General features: G+C 44.2%; 28 protein-coding genes. 5 read left to right on the forward strand and 23 right to left on the reverse strand.

Annotated features, from left to right (window positions below; genetic code table 11):
- Nucleotides 1-45: 45 nt before the first annotated feature.
- The 6 genes from QFZ81_RS17745 to QFZ81_RS17770 are packed head-to-tail and all read right to left on the reverse strand — an operon-like array spanning nt 46 to nt 5,120.
- Complete coding sequence (locus QFZ81_RS17745; protein ID WP_307603766.1) at nt 46-465, reverse strand: DUF4395 domain-containing protein; 420 nt, start codon at nt 463-465, stop codon at nt 46-48.
- A 22-nt stretch (nt 466-487) separates the two neighbouring features.
- A complete protein-coding gene (locus tag QFZ81_RS17750; RefSeq protein ID WP_307442207.1) occupies nt 488-1,510 on the reverse strand; it encodes an ABC transporter substrate-binding protein in 1,023 nt (340 codons plus the stop codon).
- 47 nt (nt 1,511-1,557) lie between these two features.
- Nucleotides 1,558-1,896 carry a 4Fe-4S binding protein gene (locus QFZ81_RS17755; RefSeq protein ID WP_307603768.1) on the reverse strand — a complete coding sequence of 113 codons (339 nt, stop codon included), beginning with the start codon at nt 1,894-1,896 and terminating at the stop codon, nt 1,558-1,560.
- Nucleotides 1,896-3,506 carry an FAD-dependent oxidoreductase gene (locus tag QFZ81_RS17760; RefSeq protein ID WP_307603770.1) on the reverse strand — a complete coding sequence of 537 codons (1,611 nt, stop codon included), beginning with the start codon at nt 3,504-3,506 and terminating at the stop codon, nt 1,896-1,898. The genes QFZ81_RS17755 and QFZ81_RS17760 overlap by 1 nt, the downstream gene beginning before the upstream one ends.
- Before the next feature lie 35 nt (nt 3,507-3,541).
- The gene (locus tag QFZ81_RS17765) at nt 3,542-4,312 is read right to left on the reverse strand and encodes an ATP-binding cassette domain-containing protein (protein WP_307442202.1); all 771 of its coding nucleotides are present in this window, start codon (nt 4,310-4,312) and stop codon (nt 3,542-3,544) included.
- Between the two features lie 16 nt (nt 4,313-4,328).
- Nucleotides 4,329-5,120: an ABC transporter permease subunit gene (locus tag QFZ81_RS17770; RefSeq protein WP_307603772.1), complete on the reverse strand. Its 792-nt coding sequence runs from the start codon at nt 5,118-5,120 to the stop codon at nt 4,329-4,331.
- Between the two features lie 506 nt (nt 5,121-5,626).
- On the opposite strand from QFZ81_RS17770, the gene cysT reads away from it, so the two are divergent.
- Genes cysT through QFZ81_RS17790 form a run of 4 tightly spaced genes read left to right on the forward strand, consistent with a single transcriptional unit; the run spans nt 5,627 to nt 9,474 of the window.
- A complete protein-coding gene (cysT, locus tag QFZ81_RS17775; protein ID WP_307442200.1) occupies nt 5,627-6,433 on the forward strand; it encodes a sulfate ABC transporter permease subunit CysT in 807 nt (268 codons plus the stop codon).
- Nucleotides 6,430-7,236, forward strand: coding sequence for a sulfate ABC transporter permease subunit (locus tag QFZ81_RS17780; RefSeq protein ID WP_307442198.1), 807 nt, complete (start codon nt 6,430-6,432; stop codon nt 7,234-7,236). The genes cysT and QFZ81_RS17780 overlap by 4 nt, the downstream gene beginning before the upstream one ends.
- Before the next feature lie 14 nt (nt 7,237-7,250).
- Nucleotides 7,251-8,336 carry an ABC transporter ATP-binding protein gene (locus QFZ81_RS17785; protein ID WP_307442196.1) on the forward strand — a complete coding sequence of 362 codons (1,086 nt, stop codon included), beginning with the start codon at nt 7,251-7,253 and terminating at the stop codon, nt 8,334-8,336.
- A 34-nt stretch (nt 8,337-8,370) separates the two neighbouring features.
- Nucleotides 8,371-9,474: a sulfate ABC transporter substrate-binding protein gene (locus QFZ81_RS17790; protein ID WP_307603774.1), complete on the forward strand. Its 1,104-nt coding sequence runs from the start codon at nt 8,371-8,373 to the stop codon at nt 9,472-9,474.
- Between the two features lie 78 nt (nt 9,475-9,552).
- On the opposite strand, the gene QFZ81_RS17795 is transcribed toward QFZ81_RS17790, so the two are convergent.
- The 16 genes from QFZ81_RS17795 to QFZ81_RS17870 all read right to left on the reverse strand — a co-directional run bounded on the left by QFZ81_RS17795 (nt 9,553) and on the right by QFZ81_RS17870 (nt 22,883).
- The gene (locus QFZ81_RS17795) at nt 9,553-10,347 is read right to left on the reverse strand and encodes a TIGR00266 family protein (protein ID WP_307442193.1); all 795 of its coding nucleotides are present in this window, start codon (nt 10,345-10,347) and stop codon (nt 9,553-9,555) included.
- Between the two features lie 104 nt (nt 10,348-10,451).
- Nucleotides 10,452-11,237 (reverse strand): sugar phosphate isomerase/epimerase family protein, encoded by a 786-nt coding sequence (locus QFZ81_RS17800; RefSeq protein ID WP_307442192.1) that lies wholly within the window; start codon nt 11,235-11,237, stop codon nt 10,452-10,454.
- 30 nt (nt 11,238-11,267) lie between these two features.
- On the reverse strand, nt 11,268-11,636 hold the full coding sequence (locus tag QFZ81_RS17805) for an NUDIX hydrolase (RefSeq protein WP_307603776.1): 369 nt from the start codon (nt 11,634-11,636) through the stop codon (nt 11,268-11,270).
- 157 nt (nt 11,637-11,793) lie between these two features.
- On the reverse strand, nt 11,794-12,348 hold the full coding sequence (locus QFZ81_RS17810) for a hypothetical protein (RefSeq protein ID WP_307603777.1): 555 nt from the start codon (nt 12,346-12,348) through the stop codon (nt 11,794-11,796).
- A 43-nt stretch (nt 12,349-12,391) separates the two neighbouring features.
- Entirely contained in the window at nt 12,392-12,838 is a 447-nt protein-coding gene (locus tag QFZ81_RS17815; RefSeq protein WP_307603779.1) for an NUDIX hydrolase, read from the reverse strand.
- Between the two features lie 7 nt (nt 12,839-12,845).
- Nucleotides 12,846-13,661: a class I SAM-dependent methyltransferase gene (locus tag QFZ81_RS17820; protein WP_307603781.1), complete on the reverse strand. Its 816-nt coding sequence runs from the start codon at nt 13,659-13,661 to the stop codon at nt 12,846-12,848.
- Between the two features lie 178 nt (nt 13,662-13,839).
- On the reverse strand, nt 13,840-14,328 hold the full coding sequence (locus QFZ81_RS17825; RefSeq protein WP_307603783.1) for a DinB family protein: 489 nt from the start codon (nt 14,326-14,328) through the stop codon (nt 13,840-13,842).
- 154 nt (nt 14,329-14,482) lie between these two features.
- Nucleotides 14,483-14,965, reverse strand: a complete 483-nt coding sequence (locus QFZ81_RS17830; RefSeq protein ID WP_307442185.1) for an acyl-CoA thioesterase — start codon at nt 14,963-14,965, stop codon at nt 14,483-14,485.
- A gap of 43 nt (nt 14,966-15,008) precedes the next feature.
- Nucleotides 15,009-16,187 carry a formate-dependent phosphoribosylglycinamide formyltransferase gene (purT, locus tag QFZ81_RS17835; protein ID WP_307442183.1) on the reverse strand — a complete coding sequence of 393 codons (1,179 nt, stop codon included), beginning with the start codon at nt 16,185-16,187 and terminating at the stop codon, nt 15,009-15,011.
- Nucleotides 16,188-16,335: 148 nt separating this feature from the next.
- Nucleotides 16,336-18,213, reverse strand: a complete 1,878-nt coding sequence (locus QFZ81_RS17840; RefSeq protein WP_307442182.1) for a nitric oxide reductase activation protein NorD — start codon at nt 18,211-18,213, stop codon at nt 16,336-16,338.
- A gap of 49 nt (nt 18,214-18,262) precedes the next feature.
- On the reverse strand, nt 18,263-19,150 hold the full coding sequence (locus QFZ81_RS17845) for an ATP-binding protein (RefSeq protein ID WP_373462626.1): 888 nt from the start codon (nt 19,148-19,150) through the stop codon (nt 18,263-18,265).
- 459 nt (nt 19,151-19,609) lie between these two features.
- A complete protein-coding gene (locus QFZ81_RS17850) occupies nt 19,610-20,314 on the reverse strand; it encodes a hypothetical protein (protein ID WP_307442181.1) in 705 nt (234 codons plus the stop codon).
- A gap of 28 nt (nt 20,315-20,342) precedes the next feature.
- Nucleotides 20,343-20,492: a hypothetical protein gene (locus QFZ81_RS17855; protein WP_307442180.1), complete on the reverse strand. Its 150-nt coding sequence runs from the start codon at nt 20,490-20,492 to the stop codon at nt 20,343-20,345.
- Nucleotides 20,493-20,636: 144 nt separating this feature from the next.
- Nucleotides 20,637-21,116, reverse strand: coding sequence for a hypothetical protein (locus QFZ81_RS17860; RefSeq protein WP_307603786.1), 480 nt, complete (start codon nt 21,114-21,116; stop codon nt 20,637-20,639).
- Nucleotides 21,117-21,154: 38 nt separating this feature from the next.
- Entirely contained in the window at nt 21,155-21,790 is a 636-nt protein-coding gene (locus QFZ81_RS17865) for a trimeric intracellular cation channel family protein (protein WP_307442178.1), read from the reverse strand.
- Between the two features lie 16 nt (nt 21,791-21,806).
- Nucleotides 21,807-22,883, reverse strand: coding sequence for a Gfo/Idh/MocA family protein (locus QFZ81_RS17870; protein ID WP_307442177.1), 1,077 nt, complete (start codon nt 22,881-22,883; stop codon nt 21,807-21,809).
- Nucleotides 22,884-23,155: 272 nt separating this feature from the next.
- Here QFZ81_RS17870 and QFZ81_RS17875 point away from each other — a divergent pair, with 272 nt between their 5' ends.
- Nucleotides 23,156-23,377, forward strand: a complete 222-nt coding sequence (locus tag QFZ81_RS17875; RefSeq protein ID WP_307442175.1) for a hypothetical protein — start codon at nt 23,156-23,158, stop codon at nt 23,375-23,377.
- Here the strand turns inward: QFZ81_RS17875 and kapB are convergent.
- Nucleotides 23,374-23,763, reverse strand: coding sequence for a kinase-associated lipoprotein KapB (kapB, locus tag QFZ81_RS17880; RefSeq protein WP_307442174.1), 390 nt, complete (start codon nt 23,761-23,763; stop codon nt 23,374-23,376). The genes QFZ81_RS17875 and kapB overlap by 4 nt on opposite strands.
- Between the last annotated feature and the right edge of the window lie 21 nt (nt 23,764-23,784).

Genomic DNA, 23,784 nt, shown 5'->3' on the forward strand with positions numbered 1-23,784 from the left:
ACTCCCACCTTACTCTAGTGAGAGTCTTTCCATATTTAGCTTTCATTAACCGCGCTTCACTCGCCGTCTGACGATGAATTGCTTATACTGATAATAAATCGTACATCCGATGCAATAGCCCAACAAGGCTGCGCCTGCAGCTAAGAGTAAAAAGCCAGTGAAGATATACCCCACCATACTCCAACCGATGGTAAAAGAAGCAAGTGATAAAGTAAGGAATAATACAGCCAAAGCATTGTTAAACCTTGTCAACTCTGCGGCTTGTGTTTCTGTACCGATTCGAGATAGAAACTGTTTAGACACTACAACGAACAGATTCCATTTCCCACCACCTACAAAGCCAAGCAACTGAATCACCCAAAGCAAGCCAACTAGCCAAGTCCATTGAAACGCAAATGCCAGTAGGACAAAGACAACAATACCCGTTTGATTAGCCTTTACATAGGAAATTGGAACTTCTTTCACCCTCATCCCCCCTTGGTCAATCCTATTTCACTAACCAGTCCGTTATAACAAAATCTTTCTTCGCTAATCCTTGCTCCACAAGAAATTTCTTCGTTTCTTCTATTAGCTTTAACCCATCCGGTGTGCTTGATTCAACGGGCCACTGATCGATTTTGAAGGATGCTTTCACAACGTCCACTGGATAGCCGGATGCTTCCGCATAGAATTTGAAAAACTCTTCACTGTTCTCACGAATTTCCTTTACTGCTTTCGTGCGAAGATCGTTCCAGAGTTTAGGAAATTGAGGGTTCTTAGCCAAATAATCTTCCGTAACTACGGTTAGACTTGAGCCTTGTAGAACCGGATGGTTGGCCGCTTCATCAATGGCAACATATCCTTTTTTCAGAAGTAAAGGCCCGAATCCAGTTGGATAGCCATAGGCTGCAATGTCACCGCGGGATAATGCAGCTTCGCCATCAGCAGGTAATAAATGCAGGATCTTCACATCTTTATCAAGCCCTTGCTCCTTAAGCAAGCTAGTTAAATATCGGCTCATATAGGAGCCCTGGGAAGTAGCTACCTTTTTACCTTTGAGCTCAGAGAGCGTCTTCGGACCGTCTGCTTTAGCTACCAGCCAAGCATTCATCTTGAATTGCGTTTGGTTAATCAAACGAGTCTTCAGACCTGCAGCTTTCCCATTAATTGCGGGAGTATCCCCATAAATCCCAACATCCAATGTTCCCGCGGTAATCGCCTCGTTCAAGTTAGGACCATTCGGGAAGTTGAAATATTTGAACTCCTTAACGCCGTATTTCTTGAGTTCACTTTCCAAGTAACCTTTGGATTGCGCCCAGCCTTCCGGTCCTGTGATGGTCTTATTATTATTCGCCGAAATAAAACCGATACGAAGTGTTTCAGGCAGTGTAATTTTTGCATCTGATGCTATCGTAGTGGTGGTTGCTGGAGCCGTTGTTTTCGTCGATTTTGTACCGCAAGCCGCTAAGAATACTGTAAATAAAGTTAAAATAAGAGCAATACTGAGCACTTTCAATGATCTCTGTGTCATATGTCTTTGGACCCCCTGATAGTTATGTGAAATGGATAATGAACGAATTAATGCGATGCCCGCATACGTTGAAAGATGATATATGAACCGTCTGAGGAGGCTGTCGATTCTCTGCCTTTCCCCCAGCCTATGTTCTCTTTGTAGCTTCCTAATAAACCTTCTTGAACTAACTCCCCTTCGTCGACTGCAATAGTTTGTTCCGCTACCGGAGATACGTAAAGAGCATCCGTTGGGCAGTATAGCTCGCACATGAAGCAGCTTTGGCAGTCCGATTGTCTGGCGATGACCGGAATATCTCCAACTACGGATTCGAATACATTCGTTGGGCATACGGATACACACTGATTGCAGCTAATGCAGCGATCCTTACTGAGCAGTTCAATCATTACACAACAGCCTCCTTTTTGACGCTTGAAACGGATTGATCAATCAAAGGCTTAGCCCATGTTGTATCCAAACCACCGCTGATGATGCGATATTGCTGATCTTGATCAACTCGAGGGAAATCCTCCCGGCGATGCATACCACGCGTTTCCTTTCGTTCCAAACCACTGGTGTACATCCATCTGGCTGTTGCCGTCATAGCAGCTGCTTCACGGACTCGAACAACATTCCCATCACTTGCTTGAATGCCTTGCTTCAGCTCTTGCCAGAGATGATTCAAGCGTCCCAGCGAATCTTGCAAGCCTTCACCTGTACGGAACCAATTGCGGTCATACGGGAATACTTCGGCTTGAACTGCTTTGATAATTTCTTGCGTATCAGGAGCATCTGATCTTGTCGTTGCTTGTTTGGGTACACCTGTTGCCTCGGACAATCCTTTAGCCTTCCTATTTGAAGCTCCAGCACCCAGTTTTAGCGCATATTTAGCCGATGCTTCACCTGAGAAATACCCTGAGGACATAGCCCAAGCTGCGTTGTGACTTCCACCGCCGGTAAATCCACCGCAGATTAGCTCTCTTGTCGCTGCATCTCCTGCTGCATAAAGACCAGGCACTTCCGTCGCACACGTTTCGTCAATGATATGGATACCGCCTGTGCCTCTTACCGTCCCTTCAAACCGCAGGGTGACAGGAAACTTTTGTGTGAACGGGTCAATACCCAGGCGATCGAATGATAGAAAGAAGTTAGGCTGCGCCTGACGCATCGCTTTTTTGATGATATCATCAGCCTTATCGATTCTGGCGAAAACTTGCTGAGTCAGCAGCGTTCGAGCAATCACTGAACGCCCCTTTTGCGAGCCCGCGCCTTCTATTACACTGCCATCTTCATAGTAAAATGTTGCCCACGTGTAGAAGGCAGACTTCGTTACAGGAGAAAAGGCCGGCGCTAAGGAATACGCAGTGGAGAATTCCATGCCTGATAAGTTAGCTCCCGCTTCAGCTGCGAGCAAGTACCCATCACCTGTCAAGACATTCGTCCCTAGAGCCTTACTAAGGAAAGCACATCCGCCCGTTGCAATCACGACTGAGGTCGCATCCACACGCCATGTATCTTTCGTTTGGTTATTTACCCCAGTTGCCCCTGCTACACCATGCTCATCAGCTAGAAGTTCTAGCGCCGGGCTGTGGTCCAGGATGCGGACTCCTGCTTTCTGCACTTGCTTGCGCATCAACTTCATGTATTCAGGCCCTTGCAAGCTCTTCCGATGCGAAGTTCCAGTTTCATCGAGCGGGAATGGATATCCCCATGCAGCAATTTGATTCGTATTGGTATACGTTTGGTCTAGGACTTTCTTCATCCAACCGCGATCAGCTAAATAACCGCCTAGCGCTTCCCTGCTCTTCATGGCTTCTTCACGCTCATCCGCATTGGGATTCACGTACCATAAGCCTGTGCCAGATGGTGCCGTAGCACCGCTTGTTCCGCAATATCCTTTATCAACAAGAACGACTTTCGCTCCTTCTTTCGCCGCTGTTATGGCCGCCCATGCACCAGAAGGTCCTCCACCAATAATTAGTACATCCGCTTGAAGCTGCAAATCAAATTGAGTCATTCCTAAGTCCCCCTTTAATTTCGTTCTTCTTTTCGTTAAATCGAGAATGCATCTGCCGCAATTCTTACCTGCTCATACGATTGCTTCACAAGAAGCCTATCCAAAATGGTCTTCTCATAGTAAGCAAATCCACTATCATGTTCTCTAGGTCGAGAAAGTGAGATCTTTAAATCCAGCCCAATTTTCCCATCTTCGATAATGATGACCCTGTCAGCTAACGCTACAGCTTCACTAACATCATGCGTGACCAACAGGACCGTGAATTGCTTCTCCAACCATAGCTGCTCAATAAGCTGCTGCATTTCAATCCGAGTTAAAGCATCCAAAGCGCCTAACGGTTCATCTAAAAGCAGCAGACGCGGATTACCGGCCAGCGCTCTTGCCAAAGCAACTCGCTGCCTTTGACCACCGGAGAGAACAGCAGGCCAATCATCCCGCTTATGTTCAAGCCCAACTTGCTGGAGTGCTTTAAACGCGACTTCTTTGTCGCCGGATTTAACGCCGATCCGCACGTTATCGATATTCTTTTTCCACGGCAGCAGACGGTGCTCCTGAAACAGTACCCTCGTATCTTCGTGAATACCATTGATCGCCTGAGCATCTAATAAGATGGCACCGCTTGAAGCTTCATCGAGTCCTGCAATTAAACGAAGCAATGTACTTTTTCCACAACCACTGCGACCCACTATTGCTACAAATTCTCCCTGTTTAATCGATAAATCAATTCCAGATAACACATGTGTTTGACCAAATGCTTTGTTTACATTCCGGATGTGCAGCTGAGTGCCTCCGCTTTTAATGCTCATGACTTTTCCTCCTTCTCTATGCTTTATTCAAGTAGTTGTGATGCCATTTCAGCCAACGATTTTCAAAATACTTTGCAATTAAATCAGATAATTTCCCCAATAAGGCGTACAAGATCACACATAACACGACAACATCCATTTGCATAAACTCTCTGGCATGCGTTGCCATATAACCAATTCCGGAATCCGCAGCAATCGTTTCGGCTACAATTAAACTAAGCCACATGATGCCTAAAGAAAATCGGATGCCAAGCAAAATGTTCGCTAATGCCCCTGGTAAAATCACTTTCGCAAATAACGCGAATCCTTTAAGGCCGTACACTTTACCCATTTCTACTAAACCTGGATCGACGGATCGAATCCCGTGAAACGTATTAAGGTATATGGGGAAAGCAACTCCCAATGAAACGAGGAACAGCTTTGATGTCTCACCGATACCAAACCACATAATAACAAGAGGAATCATCGCTAGGTGGGGAATGGTACGAACCATTTGGACAGAAGAATCAATATATCGTTCGGCTATTGGGAATACCCCATTTAGCAAACCAATGACGAATGCAATGCTCCCTCCAATCAGGAACCCAAGAAAAGCCCGCTTCGTGCTCACTGCTACGTATTCAAAAATAGATCCATCCTTAATTACACCGTATAAGGCAGTTAAAACCTCCCAAGGCGTAGGCAGAATGCGCTCAGATAACCACCCGGATAATCCAAGAACTTGCCAGAGAAACAAAATGAGGATCGGTATGACCCAAGGCTGCCAAAACTTAGATTCAGTTAATGATGAAGTGCGATTAGCTAGCATGCGAATCCCTCTTTCTTCTCATAAAGTAAAGTGGCGTTAGAAAACGGAAAAGACTCCCGATTCATGCCTCAAAATACGAAGCAAGAATGGGAGTCTCCAGTCATCTGGTCGACTCTTTTATTTAATTTTATAATTCATACCTTTTTACTTGGTTTTAATATGTTTACTATACTATCACCAGTTTTTGACTGCGTCAATGACTTTTTCTGCATACTAAAAGACTATTCCATTAAGAAATAGGTTGCTTTCAGACAACGATTATTCATTCTGAAATATTCCTTCATTAATAAGCTAGTCTTTTAACATCGGAAAATCATGTGCTAAAGTCGTATTATAGTCTTGCAAATCAAGCAATATCCGTTGTGAATGTATTTAGCTAAAAAAAATTTCATCTTTCTTGCATAAAAAATGAGGTTAGGCGTATTGACAAATTAGAACGATCGTTGGTATAGTCAATTTATTATTCCGAGTAAATAGCTATGATTAATAAAATTAGGTGGTGTAATGTGGGGAATAAGGTGTTTAAAGCTACGGTTCGATCTGTGCTTATTGGCTATTTGATTGTACTTCTTGTCATCCCAATAGGTTCCATCTATTTGAAAGGATTTTCCTTAGGATGGGATCCATTTTGGAAAGAGGTTACAGGACCTTTAGCCTGGAAGTCCATTCTGCTAACTATTAAGCTCAGCGTTGTCTCAACCGTCATTCAAGCGATTGTAGGTACCATCATTGCATATGTCCTCGTCCGCTATACCTTCCGCGGCAAAAGCATTTTAAACAGCATGGTTGATCTTCCCTTCTCGCTTCCGACTTCAGTAGCTGGTTTAATGTTCCTAACCCTATTAGGACCTTCAAGTCCACTAGGTGTCTGGCTCGACCATTTGGGAATTAAGCTGCTTTATAATCAAACTGCTATCGTGATCGGCCTTGTATTTGTTACCTTTCCTTTTGTTATTCGAACGGTTCAACCCTTGCTTGAACAAATCGATCCAGCCGAAGAACAAGCCAGCTTTACGCTTGGCGCGGGTAGATTTTACACTTTCTGTAGAATCGTTTTCCCAGCCATCTTCCCAGGTATCATTGCCGGCAGCATGCTCGCCTTTTCTCGATCACTTGCCGAATTTGGAGCCATCTCCCTTATATCAGGCAATTTGCCCGGTAAAACGATGGTGGCGTCGGTCTATATATATGGTGAAACACAGAACTTTAATCCTGAAGGCGCAGCAGCTATCTCTCTCGTGCTCCTTACATTGTCCGTCCTTATTCTCTGGATCATCAATGTACTGACACGTGGAAAGGGGCGCCTAGCATGAGAAAAGTATTGATCAGTATTTCGTTTCTCGTTATTTTCTTACTTATTATGTTACCTTTTCTTGGTATTACCTTTGGTGCTTTTGAAGAAGGTCCGCAAGCTTTTTTCGACGCTCTTGTACGACCTGAAGCCTTGCATGCCATGAAAATTTCTTTAATTATCGTAGTGATTGTAACCATTCTTAATGCCATAGTCGGCATTTATGTTTCCTTAGAAATTGTCAGAGGTTCTTGGATCTCTCGCTGGTTGAAACCTGTAATCAATGCACTTATTGATCTACCATTTGCGGTATCTCCTATTATTGTTGGTCTAATGGTTATTTTGATTTTTGGTCCAAATACAGCGTTTGGCACCTTCATGGAAGATCATAATATGAAAATTGTCTATGCTGTACCCGGTATGGTCTTAGCAACGATGTTCATTACGTTCCCTTTGATGGTACGTGAAGTGGTGCCTTTACTTGAAGAGATTGGTACACAGTCAGAAGAAGCTTCTGCTACTTTAGGGGCTGGCGCCTGGCGTACATTCATTCAAATTACATGGCCAGGTATTCGTTGGGGCGTGCTATACGGTCTCATCCTAACGATCGCAAGAGCACTTGGTGAGTTTGGATCAATCCTAGTCGTATCCGGTAATATCATTAATCAAACGCAAACAGCTACAACCCTTGTTTATCAAGATGCCGAACAATTCCACCTCGTGGCAGCGAACAGCGTTGCTTTCGTCCTAGGTCTCGTATCGATTTCTATATTATTAGCACTTGAGTGGTTGAAAAGAAGAAGCGAAAAATTGAGAAGCCATTAAGGAGGAGCCCCAGCATGCATATCGAAGTCAAAAACCTAAATAAACATTTCGGGCAGTTTCATGCCATCAAGGACGTTAATTTCAGCATTACAAAAGGTCATCTGGTAGGTTTGATCGGACCAAGCGGAGGTGGTAAAACGTCCATTCTTCGAATGTTGTCGGGATTAGAAAGCCCAACTTCTGGCGATATTTACTTCGACGGGAAACTAGCAACTCATCTTCCGGTTCAAGAAAGAGGAATTGGCTTCGTGTTTCAAAGCTATGCCCTTTTTAAGCATATGACCGTGTTTGAAAATGTAGCTTATGGCTTAAAGGTTCTGAAAAAGCCAAAGGATTTCATTCAAGATCGGGTTACTTACCTTCTAGGTTTGATGGGGCTTGCCGGTAGTGAGCGTAAGTACCCGCATCAGCTCTCTGGCGGTCAACGCCAACGGGTTGCCTTCGCAAGAGCATTAGCACCCGAACCTCAACTGCTCTTGCTTGATGAACCTTTTGCAGCCATTGATGCTAAAATTCGTAAAGAGCTGCGTGTTTGGCTCAGAAACCTCATCGATGAGTTTAAAGTAACAACCCTATTCGTCACTCATGATCAAGATGAAGCCATCGAGGTTGCGGACGAAATCATTCTTGTTCAAGGCGGAAAAATTGAGCAGCAAGGAAGTCCTTGGGAGATTTACACGAAGCCTGCTTCCTCTTTTGTGGCCTCGTTTATTGGAGAATCCAACATCATTTCGCAATATACCCCACTAATCGGGTTTCCTTACTTAGAAGAGTTACAGAAGGATGGTCAATGGCTTCCAGACGTTAACGTGATGATTCGACCAGAATCCATTGAAGTTCGCAACCGTGATGTTTCTCATCTCGCTACAGCTGGGGAAAAAGGGAAAGTAACACATGCTCATTTCCGTGGGGATTCCTGGTATTTGGAAATTGATACAGGGGCTATCAAGTTATTTGCTTACCAGTCTGTGAAGGAAAAGATTTACCAACCAGGAGATGAAGTAAATATCCTCATCCATCACATCTCCGTGTTTACGAAAACGGACAATAAGTTGATTGAGAATCAGGCTAAACAAGATCCGCTGCCTGTTTTTATATAAAAATTGTGTATACATTAGAAGGGGAGTTGTAACCATGAAAAATTTCAAAGCGCTTGGCTTAATCACAGCAACACTTTTCACAGCAAGTATCGCACTTACAGCTTGCGGTACTGGCACGAAATCCGCAAGTACACCTGCGGCATCAACAGCTGCTGCAACAACCGCGGCAAGCGCTTCTCCAAAGACTGAAGGAGGCAAAGTGACGATTACACTTGGAGCCTACTCGGTCGTCAAAGAATCCTTCGATCTCATTATTCCAAAATTTAAAGATCAATGGAAAAAGAAGACAGGTCAAACTGTTGAATTCCAAGAATCCTATGTGGCTTCTGGTGCGCAAGCTACTGCCATTATCCAAGGTTTTGAAGCTGACATCGCTCCACTGTCTTTGGAAGGTGATATTCAAAAGATTGCTGAGAAGGGTTTAATTACGCACGATTGGAAAAACAATCCTTACAAAGGTAATATCACAGCTTCGATTGCGGCAATTGGTGTTCGTGAAGGCAATCCTAAAGGAATTAAAGACTGGGCTGATTTGACGAAACCGGGTGTTGAAGTTCTGATTCCTAATCCGAGCACTTCCGGCGGTGCCAAATGGGATATTAATGCCATCTACGGCGCAGGCTTGAAAGCTTCCGAAGCTGCAGGCAAAAAAGACCCAGCTGCAGCAAAAGATCTCGTGAGTAAAGTATACAAAAACATAAAAGTATTAGATAAAAGTGGAGCAGATTCCCTTACTACCTTCGATAAAGGTGTTGGTGATGCGATCGTAACTTATGAAAATGAGCTTCTGGCTCGTATCCAATCCGGTAAAAAGTATGTTGAAATCATCCCACAATACACAACATCAATCGAGAATCCAGTTGCCCTTATTGATAAATACGTAGATAAACATGGTAATCGTGAAGTAGCGCAAGCCTTCCTAGACTTCTTATATACACCTGAAGCACAAAAAGTATTCGCAGAAAAAGGCTTCCGTTCCGTTCTTCCTGAGGTTGCTAAGCAATACGAGAAAAACTATACTACGCCTGCCGGCTTATTCAACATTGAATACCTCGGCGGTTGGGATAAAGTGAACAAAGAGCTTTATGGCAAAGGCGCAATCTGGGAAACCATCCTTGCAGAAGGTGGAACCAAATAAGAACATAGGAAAAGCCCGGTGCGAATGCGAATTCGCTTCCGGGCTTTCTTTTTTTGTTAAACGTCGTTTGTGCGATCCTTATCTTCCGTCTCCATCAAGCAAATTACCAAGACCGCCTAGGATGCTTCCCTCTTCTTTCCTTCCTCCCGCTCTTGATGCTGAAGCCATACGGTCCGCCAGCCTGCTGAACGGCAAGGATTGGATCCAGACGCGCCCAGGTCCGCGTAACGTAGCGAAGAATAAGCCTTCGCCGCCGAATAACGCAGTTTTAACGCCTTTGACCATCTCAATGTCGTAATCTACTTCTTGTGTCATAGCCACGAGACAACCTGTATCCACGCGAATTACTTCTCCTGGACGAAGGACGCGTTCACAGATGGAGCCACCCGCATGCACAAAAGCCAAACCATCGCCTTCAATCTTCTGCAGGATAAAGCCCTCACCACCAAAGAAACCAGCCCCTAGCTTACGCTGAAAAGCAATACCTACCGAAACACCTTTCGCTGCGCAAAGGAAAGAATCTTTTTGACAAACTAGCTTTCCACCAAGTTCTTGTAAATCCATCGCTATGATTTTCCCAGGATACGGTGCAGCAAAATTAACCTGTTCTTTCCCGTGCGAGCTGTGATTCGTAAAAACAGTCATGAATAAGCTTTCACCCGTTAATAATCGTTTACCAGCTCCAAGCAGTTTGCCCATGAACCCTTTATTATCACTGCTACCGTCTCCAAAGACAGTCTCCATCTGGATGTTTTGATCCATCATCATCATACTTCCAGCTTCAGCTACGACACTTTCTCCCGGATCCAACTCGATTTCTACGTACTGCATTTCATTTCCTAAAATACGATAATCAATTTCATGTGCGTTCATTAAATTCTTACCTCCTATTTATTTTCCATAAGGACATTGACATATAAATTAAGCCATTTTAGATGTTATACGATGTATTTGAGGGTTGGTTTCAGGAAACCTCTTCACTTATAATTTTTCTTTATTAGTTCTACTGATTCTCTTAAAGATGTACTAGTCTTTACTTCAATCACAACGGACAAGTCATAATTTTTGGCAAAAAGAAGTCGATCATTAATCGGAACATTACCGCTGTATAAGGGCTGATGGTCAGATTTATCGTTGCAATCATGGAGATGCATATGCTTAATGCGATCAGTAAATTCCCGAAACACAACCTCTTCCTTAAAGTTAACTTTAGCATCATGTCCTACATCCCATGTGAGATAAAAGTTTTCGAACTTCCTTAGCATTTCAAGAGCCCTGCTGATGAATGGAATATGAAAGTTACATGTATTTTCAATCGACAAAACAACATCTAAAGAATCAGCAAGTTGATAGAGTTGAACATATGATTCATAGAGTAATTTATTAAATTCGGATTCGTATTGTTCATTAATCCACACTCTCTCATGGGGTAGTGTAAAGTAAATGCCATTATTTACATGCATATTCAGAGTTTGTATCCCTGCCCTACTAGCCCATTCAATTGTTTCTTTACATCTCTGTAAATGTCCCATTCTTATTGAAGGGTGAAACGATGATAAATCAATTTCTTCTGGTAAATGAACAGTAAATTCGATGCCATAGTCTTTCTTAATATGCCTTATTTCCTGATGACTTAAATTCTCAGGTAGACAAATCGGAAGATTCATATTTAGTTCAATGAAATCAAGACCTAATTCTTTACATAGGTCAACATTTTGTTCAATTGTTTTAAATTCTATTAAAGTTGGCATTCCTAATTGCAATTTGGACAACCTCCCTTTCCTTCGAACTGGCTAACGGGTGATCTTATTATGTAGTTCAATTATTGGTTTTGTGTAGTTATCGAATTTATAATTATCACTTAGTTCTATCCATGCTATATCAATCAGATCACTATTATATTCTTTCGTATTATCAAGATACATCTCTCCACCTATAATCTGAGCTCTAAATGTGTACTTGTTATTACTGCTATATAAAAACTGTTCGATCTTAATATCAAAACCTGTTTCTTCTTTAGTTTCTCTTATACATGCTTGCTCTGGTGTTTCATATTCTTCTATACCGCCTCCTGGGAAATTCCATACAATATCCCCTCTCTGAACATATTGTTTTACCATAAGTACTCTATTGTCTTGTATAATCAAAGCTTGTGAAATCAATTCCGATCACCCTTATACTCTTTGGTAACTTATTATCACAAATGTGATTGCTTTGTTATTTCTTGTACTATCACTTTAATGATCGTTTCAATAGGTAATAATCCATCAACGATGTAGTCCGAATTAGGTCTTACTGTACTTTATGACTTAAGGTGAGCTAACGTCTTGATTTAACTTGTCTGTAAACTAAAAGAATTAAAACGAGCACAAGTAGCAACCCACTAATAAACATATAAGCCCAAATGCTCCCTTCCTTTTCGTTCTCTATTGTAATATTATTTTTGACCTCTATTTCTTGACCTAATAAGCCTAGTTCACTCTTGGCACTCAGATATTCCAAATTTCCTGTGCAAAAATTAGTCTCTAATTCACCGTCATTTCCTAAGTATGAATATACCAAATAAGATTCGTTACCCTTGAATTTGTATCCACACGACGCTCCGTCACCGTCATAACTATAAATTGAAATATTTTTAGTTATTTGTCCTTTCCAAGCTTTATTTACCTCAAAAGTATACTTCCTAAGTTTTCCTATATCACCGTTCTTAGTTCCACCAACTTCTATTACACGCCCTGTAAAAACGGCATCTGATCGTTCTAACTTTTCAGTAATGCTGCCACCTACACAACTACATGCATAGACTTCATTTTCTGTAAAGTTTATACAAGTAATGATTAGGAATACAAAAAGTGTTACCAACATTTTTCTCATTTTTGGCTCCTAGTCGTTAAAACTGCTAATCTTTGCTTTAGATTTATAATCTTTTTAAAAAAGTATGTATTATTGGTTTATCTGGAGGACTAATATTGTCAGGTATCTCTTCTAACGCAAAAAATCTAATTTCTGCTACTTCTGATTCATCTTGATTGATAACTCCATCAAACTCTTTACATATAAAAGCTGCCACTACGTTATAGACCTCATCACCGTGAGGATATTTGTAATACAGCTCTTGTCCTGAAAATACATCTAATAACTCAAGTTTCTTAGCTTGTAAGCCGGTTTCTTCAAATAACTCTCTTCTTGCTACCTGTTCCATTGTTTCCCCAGGCTCTAAGGATCCTCCTGGCAATCCCCACATGCCGTTATCAGTTCTTCTCTCAAATAAAATGGAGTTATTATGAATAACAACGACACAAGCACCGGCCATAATTAATGGCCTTGTTCCAACGATCTTTCTTAAATCCATAATGTAACCCATAGTTATATCACTCCTTTCTTCGACCGATATACAATAAATGAGAAGACACTCCTAATATGTGAGGATTCTCAGATTCTTTGTAAATCATATTCATTACTTCTTGAAATTCTTCTTCGCCACGAGAACGCCAATATTCAAATTGCTCTGACTTAAATGAACCCGCTATACTAGATGACCCAATCAATTTGAGGCTTTCAAATCCATGTGATTCCATGAAAGGATTAATGTCTTCTATTTTAAAATAATATGCCCCTGTGAATCTTCCTTCGTCCATATGATTAAATATGCCGGTTTCTAAAAATGAGTTTATATCATCTATGTTATCATTCGGTTTCCAGTGTTGAGGGAATAATAAGGAAGTCGTTAGATGCCGTATTCTTGTCATAAATGCCACAAATACAATACCATCCCGCTTAGTAACTCGATGCAATTCTTGTACGGCAGAATCCCGATCCGCTGGCGTCTGTAAATGATATAAAGGTCCTAACATTAGAGAGGCATCAAATTGCTCATTTTTGAAAATGTCTAAATTTCTTGCATCAGCAATATGAAAACCTTTGAAAAATTCCTCTAACTTCAATTCGACTGCCTTCTCACCAGCTATTTCCACTAATCTCGGGGTAAGATCCGTTAGTGTAACATCATAACCACATTTCGCTAATTCAACTGAGTATTTACCCGGTCCAGCCCCGTTATCTAAGATGTGCCCTTTCTGCGGTAGCAAACTCCTTATATGGTGCCAGTTAACTATAAATTCAATAGGTTCTCTATCAAGACGGCCCCATTCGTCAAATCTATTATAATAATTAATCACTTTATCCATGTATATCCTCTCCTTCATATGCTTTTAATAGACAGAGGAATTCTTTCATTCAAAAGAAATAAACCTCCTTTCTTTAATTCAATAAATCCCAAAATATCCCTCTATTTCATACGAAGAGCAAAACAAAAAAGGGGCAGCACCCCATTGGAGTATCTGTCCGCTTTTACTGTCACATTGACTATGAATCTCGCAATAAAATTTTATAAAGTTTAATGATACTTATATGCATGCCTTCATGGTATAAATTAAAACTAAGAAACTGCTCAGGAGTTTCCAAGGTCATTCCGGCTGAAGTTGTGTAAGGTGGATCAATTTTCTCCTGAAATCGAAGACCAAGCACATCACGTATCCGCTCTTGCTGATCTTTCAGCAAGTTCTCCAACTCTTGTAAGGTAGGGACTGCAACGGAATTGAGCCTGTTTAAAGGTGTAGTACCATACTCAAACTGCTCCTTGAACCCATCTGGCAATCGAAGCGGAAGACCCAAATACTGAAATGCGAACCGTTCAAGCACGACATAAACGTGACCCAGCTGCCAACGGATATTATTTCGAAAGCCATCTGGGATTCGGTCGGCTGTTTCTTCAGTAACTCCATCCATCAATTTTAAGGTTTGGCCCCTCACGAAAGCCAGCTGTTTGAACAAATAGTGTTCTATCGTCCTCACTCCTTCAAATCATTGTTTATGGCATATTATACCATAATATCAAAGCGATGGCTAAAGAAGTCGAAGTTATTTCCTCCTAGCATACAAAAAAGACAGTTCCTGTTAAGGAACCGCCCGACGTTTCAGAGGACATATGTACTTTCGATCAAAAAGACTACAAGTTTAAATTACGCTCTTCTTTGCGAAGCTTGCGCGCGGCAAATCGAGTTTCGGCTGTTTCGAACAGGCGTTTTTCTTCATCCGTTTCAGGAATGATTTCCGGCACCGGACATGGTTGTCCATTATCATCTAGCGCCACGAAGGTTAGGTAGGCCGTCGCAGTACGCTTCTTTTCGCCTGTCAGAAGGTTCTCCGACTCGATTTTCACATAAACCTCCATCGAACTTCGATGCGTCCACGTAACAAAGGCCTCCAACTGAATAGCCTCTCCTAGTTTGACAGGGGCGAAGAAGTCTAAGCTATCGCTAGATGCTGTCACGACACCTCTGCGCGAGTGGCGCATAGAGGCAATCGTTGCTACCTTATCAATATATTGCATCACGCGGCCGCCAAACACGGTATTGTGATAATTCGTGTCTGCCGGCAAAATGATTTCTGTCAAAACGGTTCGGGAGAGTCTTGCTGGTTTAGCTTCCATTATGCTTGCCTCCTGATGATGACTTAACTTGGTTAACCTAATCTTATTCGTAGTTGAGTTTAAGCAATCCTGCCGCTTGCTTCGCAAGGCTTCGCGCTTCCTCTACCGAATCTGCACTGCTCAGTGCAACTGCCATGCGGCGTCCCACTTTCGTCTCCGGCTTACCAAAGACGCGAACCTGTGTATTGGGTACGGATAAAGCTTGCTCTAACCCGCTAATTGTATACTCTACCTGTTCACGATCCGCTTTAAGGGTATAGCTAGCACCTGGCGTCAAAAGACGAATACCTGTGATAGGCAGTCCCAGAATCGCTCTAGCATGCAGGGCGAACTCGCTCAAATCCTGTGTTGCCATCGTGACCATGCCTGTATCATGCGGTCGCGGTGAAACTTCACTGAAATAAACGCCTTCCTTGGTCAGGAACAGCTCAACCCCATAAAGACCAAAGCCTCCAAGTGCGTCCGTAATGGTTTTGGCCATGTGCTGGGCGTCTAAAATTTGCTGCTCCGTCATCGCATGAGGCTGCCATGATTCGATGTAATCTCCATCCTTTTGAATGTGTCCAATCGGCTCACAATACGTAGTACCTGAAACTGAACGAACAGTCAACAACGTAATTTCAGACTCAAAATGAATGAATTCTTCCACAATTACACGAGCGTTTTTCGCGCGGCCGCCTTCCATGGCGATGTTCCACGATTGTTCCACTTGCTCAGGTGTGCGGCATACACTTTGACCTTTACCCGAGGAGCTCATGATCGGCTTAATAACACAAGGTGTACCAATCTCCGCAACAGCAGCATGTAGTTCTTCTAGGCTATTTGCAAAAGCATACTTCGCTGTCCGCAGCTCTAGTGTTTCTGAAGCAAGGCGACGAATCCCCTCGCGGTCCATCGTCAAACGGGAAGCTGTAGCTGTAGGAATGACACGGTAGCCCTCCTTCTCAAGCTCAACAAGAACAGGCGTAGCGATAGCTTCAATTTCAGGTACGATAAGATCCGGACGTTCTTGCTCAATCAAAGCTCTAAGCTGCTCCCCATCGAGCATATTAATGACATGACTGCGATGTGCTACTTGCATAGCTGGCGCATTCGCATAACGGTCAACAGCGATTGTTTCAATCCCTAGGCGCTGCGCTTCGATAACAACTTCTTTCCCAAGTTCTCCGGATCCAAGCAGCATAATTTTCTTGGCTTTGTTCGATAATGGTGCTCCGTACATGAAATGAAATCCCCCTTATGTTATGTCGAAATAAGCTAATAATTGGTTGACATGTATGTAAGTAAAGAAAAAGATAATGGCGATAAGCAGGGCAATTCCTCCGCAATGAAGATAAAAATACCCTGATCTATTGTAAAGGATTTCGACATTAAAAGATAGATTTGAGCAGAAGTTTGCGCAAAATGGGCACCAACTGTTCGGCGAGCTCCTCCACATTGGGGACAACAATGCTGCTGCGCCCATACATGTTGCGCATTGCAATCCGCTCCGTTTCATGAACAGCGCCACTGGCCAGAAATACGCTGATGACCTCAATACCTTGACGCCGAGCGTGCAGCACGGCTTCATAGGTGTCGAGGATACCGACATCATTGTAATTGGCTGCCGAAGGCTCGCCATCCGAGAACACCAAGAGGATGCGCTGCCGTTCTGTGCGCCGCAGCAGCCGCTCCGTCATGCGGCGAATCGCGAAGCCGTCGCGGTTATCTTGCTGCGGCTCGAGCTGCAGCAGAGCCGCGCCGCTTCCGGACGCTAAGGAGGAGCCGAAGTCGACCGCAACCTGGAACAGGTTCGGCGCTTCCTGCTCCGTGACGCGATCCGCGTCCTCCCAGAATCCCACGATTTCGTGCGGGATTCGTAAGGATCGGAGGGTCTCGTGGAAGAGCACGAGACCGAGCTTGGTTTCGTCCATTTTGTCATACATGGACGCCGAGCAGTCGACGAGCAGCGCGAACGCCGCGTCGAGCCGGGGTACGGGTGCGCGCTTCTTATAAAAGAGGCGCGGCATCTCTTGCGTCACGGCTCGCGTCAGCCGCTTGTCGAGCCGCCCGAACAACCGATCGCCATCCGGGGCGATCCGCTTCTGCTCCAGCGTGCGCCGAATGGCACGCTGCAAAGGCTTCGCGAGCGGCGCTGCGCGCTCGCTCAGGCGCCTGTACCCGGCCTCCTGCGCAGCAGTCGGCCGTTCAGGCGCCAGCCACGTCGCCGTCGCATACGCGGCGACAGCGCCCTCCCCGTGCCCCGCGGCGGCGGGCACGGCAGCACCCTCGCGCCGCTCGCCGGAGGCGGCGCCAGTGCGCTTGGCGCGCACCGAGCGCCCTTGGGCGATGGCGAGCGCCTCATCGGCTGCGTCGCCCTCGCGAGGCGCAGACCCCTGCGCGGCTGTGCGCGAGCCGCGCTCCAGCTCGAACCGCAGCAGCCCCGGGCTGCGGTCGCTGCTCTCGCGGTGCCAGGTCGGCATGCGCTCCTGGCCCGGCAGTTGACGCTCCCCCTCTTGCTCGGGGAGCACATCACCACCCGCGAGCCGCTTCGCACGCTTCAGCTCGCCCTTATACCCCGCAGGCAGCGGCTCCGCCACTCCGCTGCCCGGCTGCATCCAGAAATATGCGGCTGTCGCATCTCTGTCTAGCCAATAAGACAGCGAGTCCATCATCGCCTCGCAGCAAGCTGCAACCTCGGCCGTATGTGCGGCTTCCTCAATCTGCTCCAAAATCGGATACAGCTGAGCTAACCGGCCAGAGAGTCCAGCACCAGCCCCCTCCAACCCTGCATGCCATTCCGCACCAGTAAACCACCCATACACCAATAAAAGAACAGCGTCTGCCAACTCGCCTTTGCTCAAGTGTGTGCGCAGCTTATGCTGAAAATAGACCCTAAATATGCGATGCCGATGTGCAAAGACGCGGGCAGTCCCCGGCCTGCGAGCTCGACAAATACGTTCTAACCTCATATCCTCACATAGAGCAAAGAGTGAATTAGCCAGCTTCGGTAGACTCGTACTTTGGCAAAAGTGTAGATATGACTTAACCGCATCTGCCCCTGTGAACCAAGCACTACCGATACCGCGCAGGTAAACATCACTCTTCATACCTGCCGTTTTATCAACCGGAGGATAATCCCACCAAAACTGACTCACCGTTATACGAGCGGAAGCTTCCTCGTAGTCAGCATGGAACGCCGCTTCCACCTCAAGTTCTTTGCGCTTGGTGAACATCCGGGCCAAATCTACAAGCTGCATTTGCAGCATCGCATCGATTTTATCCTCTAATAAGCTTAGCTTTCCTACAAACATAGGCTCAGAATAACGTCTCGGCTGTATTGATCACGGCTGCACGCTCCCTTTCATCCTCCAATTTATCAGCAATAGCCCGCGCAATTGCCCGCATGGGAGGAATATAAGCCGTTAAATCGCAAGCATCCAGTAAGGCTCGAATCGATCCTGCTTCATCGGGCAGCTGCCCCATTTCTATAAGGGATAGTAAATCCGCAGATAATTGTACGAATGTTCTTAACTGCTTTTCATCCCGTAAAACCGATTTACTCTTTAGCAATTGAAACAGTGTCTCTCCTTGCAAATAGGGGACATCAATCGTTACAAAACGATTTTTCAAGGCTTCATTGAGCGGTACTGTACCAATATAGCCTTCGTTAATTGCTGCAATAACTCGAAAGTCCGGATGTGCTGTAATGACGTCCCCTGTAAAAGGGTTCGTAATCGATCTACGATGATCCAGAACACCGTTTATCAAAGGTAAAGTTTCCGGCTTGGCCATATTTATTTCGTCAATGTATAGAAAATGTCCCTTTGTCATGGCTTTCATGATCGGACCGGGAATGAAGGCTATTTGAGTACGACCCTGTTCATCGTGCGTTAACGTTTTGAATCCAAGCAAGGCTTCAGCATCGAGATCGGTCGAACAATTTACGGCATGCATGGGCTGATCAAAGAACGATGAAACATGTTCAGCCAGCTTCGTCTTACCCGACCCTGTTGGACCCTTCAACAAGACATTTTTGCCCAAATACAGAGCAATCAGGGCATCCGTTAAAATGTCTTTACTAGGGGCTTCGAAAGCTGCTGTTCCAATGAGTTTACGATCTTCTGCAGTATGTTCTGTCTGTCTTTGCTGCTTATTCTGCTCTATATGCTCACGCATTTCTTGTGGTAAAGTGTCTGTCATCATGACTTTGATGGTCCTTTCCTGATCCCTTTGTCCTCTTACTATTTATCAGGAAAGCTTAGATTGTCAAGCTTTTCAGGGCAGCCACGGTTCATCAATAATCGAGTGAGAATAAAAAGCCATCGATTCGCCGCATTTCGGACAACTCGGTTTGGAAGGAATATCATTATAATACAGCGCCAAACCGTATGCGGTTTCAAAGTTAATCGCTTGGATCACATCATCCTTATGAACATAATCACACTCTCGCGAACTACAATAAGCACGGACCTTATACCGATTACTCATTCTTTCTTACAGACATACCTAGCACTATAAATACAGCTTCTGGTATCATCGTCGAGCTCCTTTTTGAAATCTTTCATTTGATGTGAACACAAAAATATGCGACAAAACCCCCAGCAGACAGCTGAGGGATTGCAACTATGGAATCGTTACACATTTTGCCTTTTTCAAACATCCTTAAGGTAAGACGTTTCTTTGCCCCGAGGAGTAGGTTGGGAACGCATATTGGACCATCGTGTTGAATTCATTCAAATACGTATCCATTCGTTTATTATTTCGCTGCTGCGTATCATAGTACAACATTCGATTCACGAAATATGGATTCGACGAGATGAAAATATTCGTTTCCGGATAAATACGAGTTAACAAATGTCGAATGGCATTGGAACTTTCCGCAGGAAGCGGTTTGGCCGAGAGCCAATCCATCTGTCCGCCAACCCCTGAGCCGAATAAGCCTGCTTCGTTTCCCGGGTCGTTATTTTTAGTTAACATTTTAACGCCATCATTGGCGCCCATAGCTTGCATCCCACCCATATCAACAGCGACATAAATATTGTTATCAGTTACGGCAACAGCTGTAGATCCTAGGTGCGCCGCTTGAATAATTTGATCCGCTAAATCCCGATTCAGTTGCAAGTGTGTGTTGATATGTGCTTTCACATTATCAATCGTAGGTTGAAGCATCGTAGGCTGCGGTGATTGATTGACACTCTTTGCACCCATGGAAGGATTTTCATTGTTTCTTAATCCTGTATCCCAACTGCCAGCACTCGGGTTGGAAGAGCTTGCGCCTGCTTGATTTTTGGGACTCGCTGCTGTACAGCCTGCTGACAGGCCGACGAGTATTGCGGTCACCACGATTTTGAACATCATTTTTTTCATATAGGCCCCCTTTCTAATAGCTCAAACTTTACTTGCTCTCATCATCTTCTTGCGTATAAGCAATCAGGGCGACCTCATACCCTAGTTCATCCTTCATGCGGGACTCGAGCCTGCGCAGATCTTCCAGCAAATCTTCACGTGTGCCAAAGTTAGCAAAACGATAGGACTCTGTATCCATGATTTCTCCCTCCTCTCCTAAGCAAAAGCCATTAGTGTTAATATGGACATTTATCCTGAATTTTACTAAACAAAAAAAGCCCGCCGCCGAATCATCGGCAAGCTGGCTCTTGTAGAAAAATATGATAAAGGCATTCAATCTTGACTATTCCTTTTTATTGCGTGTTTCATCCAGTTCTTCAAGCAACTTACGAACCGCTTCCGGATCAACATTCCCATTTTCACGAAAAGCTCTCAGCTTATTTAATAGATCCTGTGCAATAGCATCATCCTCTGTTTGCTGCAATTCATGTGATGGGTCAAACCAAATGTAAAATCCCTCTGGACCATTTCGTAAAAATGATTTGTGCCAATGCTCTGGATAGGCATAACCCTGCTCCCCAAATATCAAACCTAGCACATCATCACTGTCAATTGGCAGCAAGTAGTGAAAGGATTCCGGCTCACCGGTGTTTGTAAAATCTCGATGCATGTAGGCATAATGGAGATAATGTTCACCTGTCTCTACATCCTTTGACACCTCATACATGTCAAGCTCCGTTTGCAATAATTCTTTCACTGAAATAATTCGCGATGCAATCGTTTCTGCCGAAATCTTTTGCTGCTGTAACAATGATGTTTCCATTTTAACCAACCTCCTTTCAAGCTTTAGATAGCTCGATGCTACGAATCGGATCTGCGTGTTGCCTCAAGAGTGGCACCCCGTAAGGAACGTTTGGGCAGTTTCCATTTATAAAAGACCGATAACATTCTTAGAACCACGATTAAAGTAAATAGGACAGCTAACTGCCAAGCGCCTTGCGTCCAACCAAGTCCAACTAACGCGCCAGCTAGCATACCCCAGACAGCATAAATTTCATCCTTGAGCACGAGCGGCTTGCGTCCCGCTAAGACATCACGAACCATCCCGCCGCCAATTCCCGTCAGTACAGCGGCAACAATAATGGCACTAAGCGGATGTCCCATATTCGTTGCATACAGCGCACCTTGGATGGAAAAAGCAGCCAAACCAATTGCATCAAAGAAAGCTTCCCAAGTTTTCCATAGTCGGATGAATCGAACAGGCATAAAGAACACAAATGTCATTGCAAACAAGGCTATTTGAAAATATAAACCTTGCTCCCATAACAGCACGATCGGTTTACCGATCAGTAAGTTTCGTATGACTCCTCCGCCAAAAGCCGTAACAAGTCCGAGTACATAGACGCCTAATATATCATATTCTTCTTCCATCGCAACTATGGCTCCACTCACCGCGAATGCAATCGTTCCGATGATACTAAATAACTCCCAATTCACTTCCTGCAGCCCCTGTCTACTCGATGTCCCAGTCCAATTTCACTTCATTACCCGTTTGCGACGAACGGTAAATCGCATCCAAAATCAAATTATTCGTATAGCCCGTCATGACGGAAGTCAACGGTTGCATGCCGCTCTCAATACAGGACAAGAAATGTCTCGCCATACGGACGCGCGGTCCTTCATCGAATTCAGGTACAGTGATGTCAATGTCAGCTTCACGATCAAACATTTCTGCGAAGAGCTTCCCTTTCGTCCCGCGAATCGAGGCCCCACCTTCGCTACCAAGCAGCTGAACGTAAGGTTGATTGTCTGTTTCAATGAGCGCTGCCCAACTTACATCCAGAGATAAAGTAGCTCCATTGTCAAATTTAATCAGAGCTGTTGCCAAATCCTCCACATCATATTGACCATCCCAGTTGGGTGCTCCCCATGATCCAATTCCTTTTTTACGCGGACCGAATTCAGCGTAGGTCGCTCCATAGACCGATACTGGTTTCGGATTCCCCATCAAATATAAAGATAAATCCAACATATGCACACCAAGATCTATCAGAGGTCCGCCACCGGATTTCCCCATTTGAGTAAACCAAGTTCCCCAACCCGGAATCCCTTTGCGCCTTAACCAGCCTGCTTTTGCATGATAAATGTGGCCTAGTGCACCTTTCTCAACCTGTTGTTTCACAGCTAGTGATAGGGCATCCCAACGCAGTTGGTGCGGAATCATCAGAACTTTACCTGCTTTGCGCTCCGCTTCAACAATTTGCCTTGCCGACGCGAGATTTAGTGCCATTGGCTTTTCGAGCATGACGTGCTTACCGGCCTCTAACGCTTGTACAGCAATAGGTGCGTGCCATTCATTGGATACTGCAATGATGACCGCATCTATGGATGGGTCAGAAAGCAGTTTGTCCGTACTCTCATAAACACGTTCAATGTTATGTTCTTTAGCTCTAGCTTCAGCAAGTGGCAAATAGACATCCGTGACGGCGGTGATTTCAGCCTCCGGCACCTTTTTCAGCACTTCCATATGTACATTTCCGATATTTCCGGAACCTATAATACCTATACGAATTGGCTTTCCAGCTGTCATTTCTATATCCTCCAAACGTGTTAGATTTCAATCTTTCTTATTATAAATGTGGTTATCTTTCCCCGCAACAGCCAATCTCTTGTGTTTAAATTAATCTTTAAGGAACTGGCCCTCTAGAGCTATTCTTTACATATAATAAATTGCTAAAACTTTTTTAATAGTTTGACCCTAACATATCTAACATTTGAAATGTATCCTTAATGTGTAGACCAGACGTAATGAATGCGTATGAGGTTAGTTTTCCCAAAGGAAGACTCGAAGGAGGGCTTAACATGCAAGCAATAACCATTAAATTCAAAAACAAAACCATCCCTGTACTTAATTTCACACATAAACGATCCCATATGGAACTGTTGTCCAGTAAACTTAAGGAACTTGAGTTGAATTTTGAATTTCGCAAAAAACTAAAAATGATCTCGATGATCGAGATCATTGGTGATGTCGCCATTTTCAAATATAACGACGGCACGAAATTGTATCTGGAAGTTTCTTAATCTTTCGTTGGAAAATATTCTTTCTGTAACTGATCAAGCTCCTGCAGAGAGCGTCGGGCCCACGCTTCCATTTCCGACAGCTTACTGATTTGCGCCTGTAGCGCTCTCTTCAGAGAATCTTGGTACTCCGGAATCTGACCTGCATAAGGACGTATGGTGGATATAGGCATTAAGGCAATTTCTTGATAAGACAACGCCCGTCGTTGATGAAAAAAAGCTACACTTGGATCCATCGGGTTATGTAAATCCCCCTGTGTCGGGTGCTCCTTTACAGCTAGAATGCGGACTGCCGCTTTCATCGAACTGCTTACCTCCACAACCTCACCAAAATAAGCACCTGTTTTATACTCAGCAGTAACACGATCCCCTATTTGAAAACTACTCATTATTTCAACAACTCCAGTCTT

Origin of the sequence: Paenibacillus sp. V4I9 (assembly GCF_030817295.1) — a bacterium.
In the GTDB taxonomy this organism is placed as follows: domain Bacteria; phylum Bacillota; class Bacilli; order Paenibacillales; family NBRC-103111; genus Paenibacillus_E.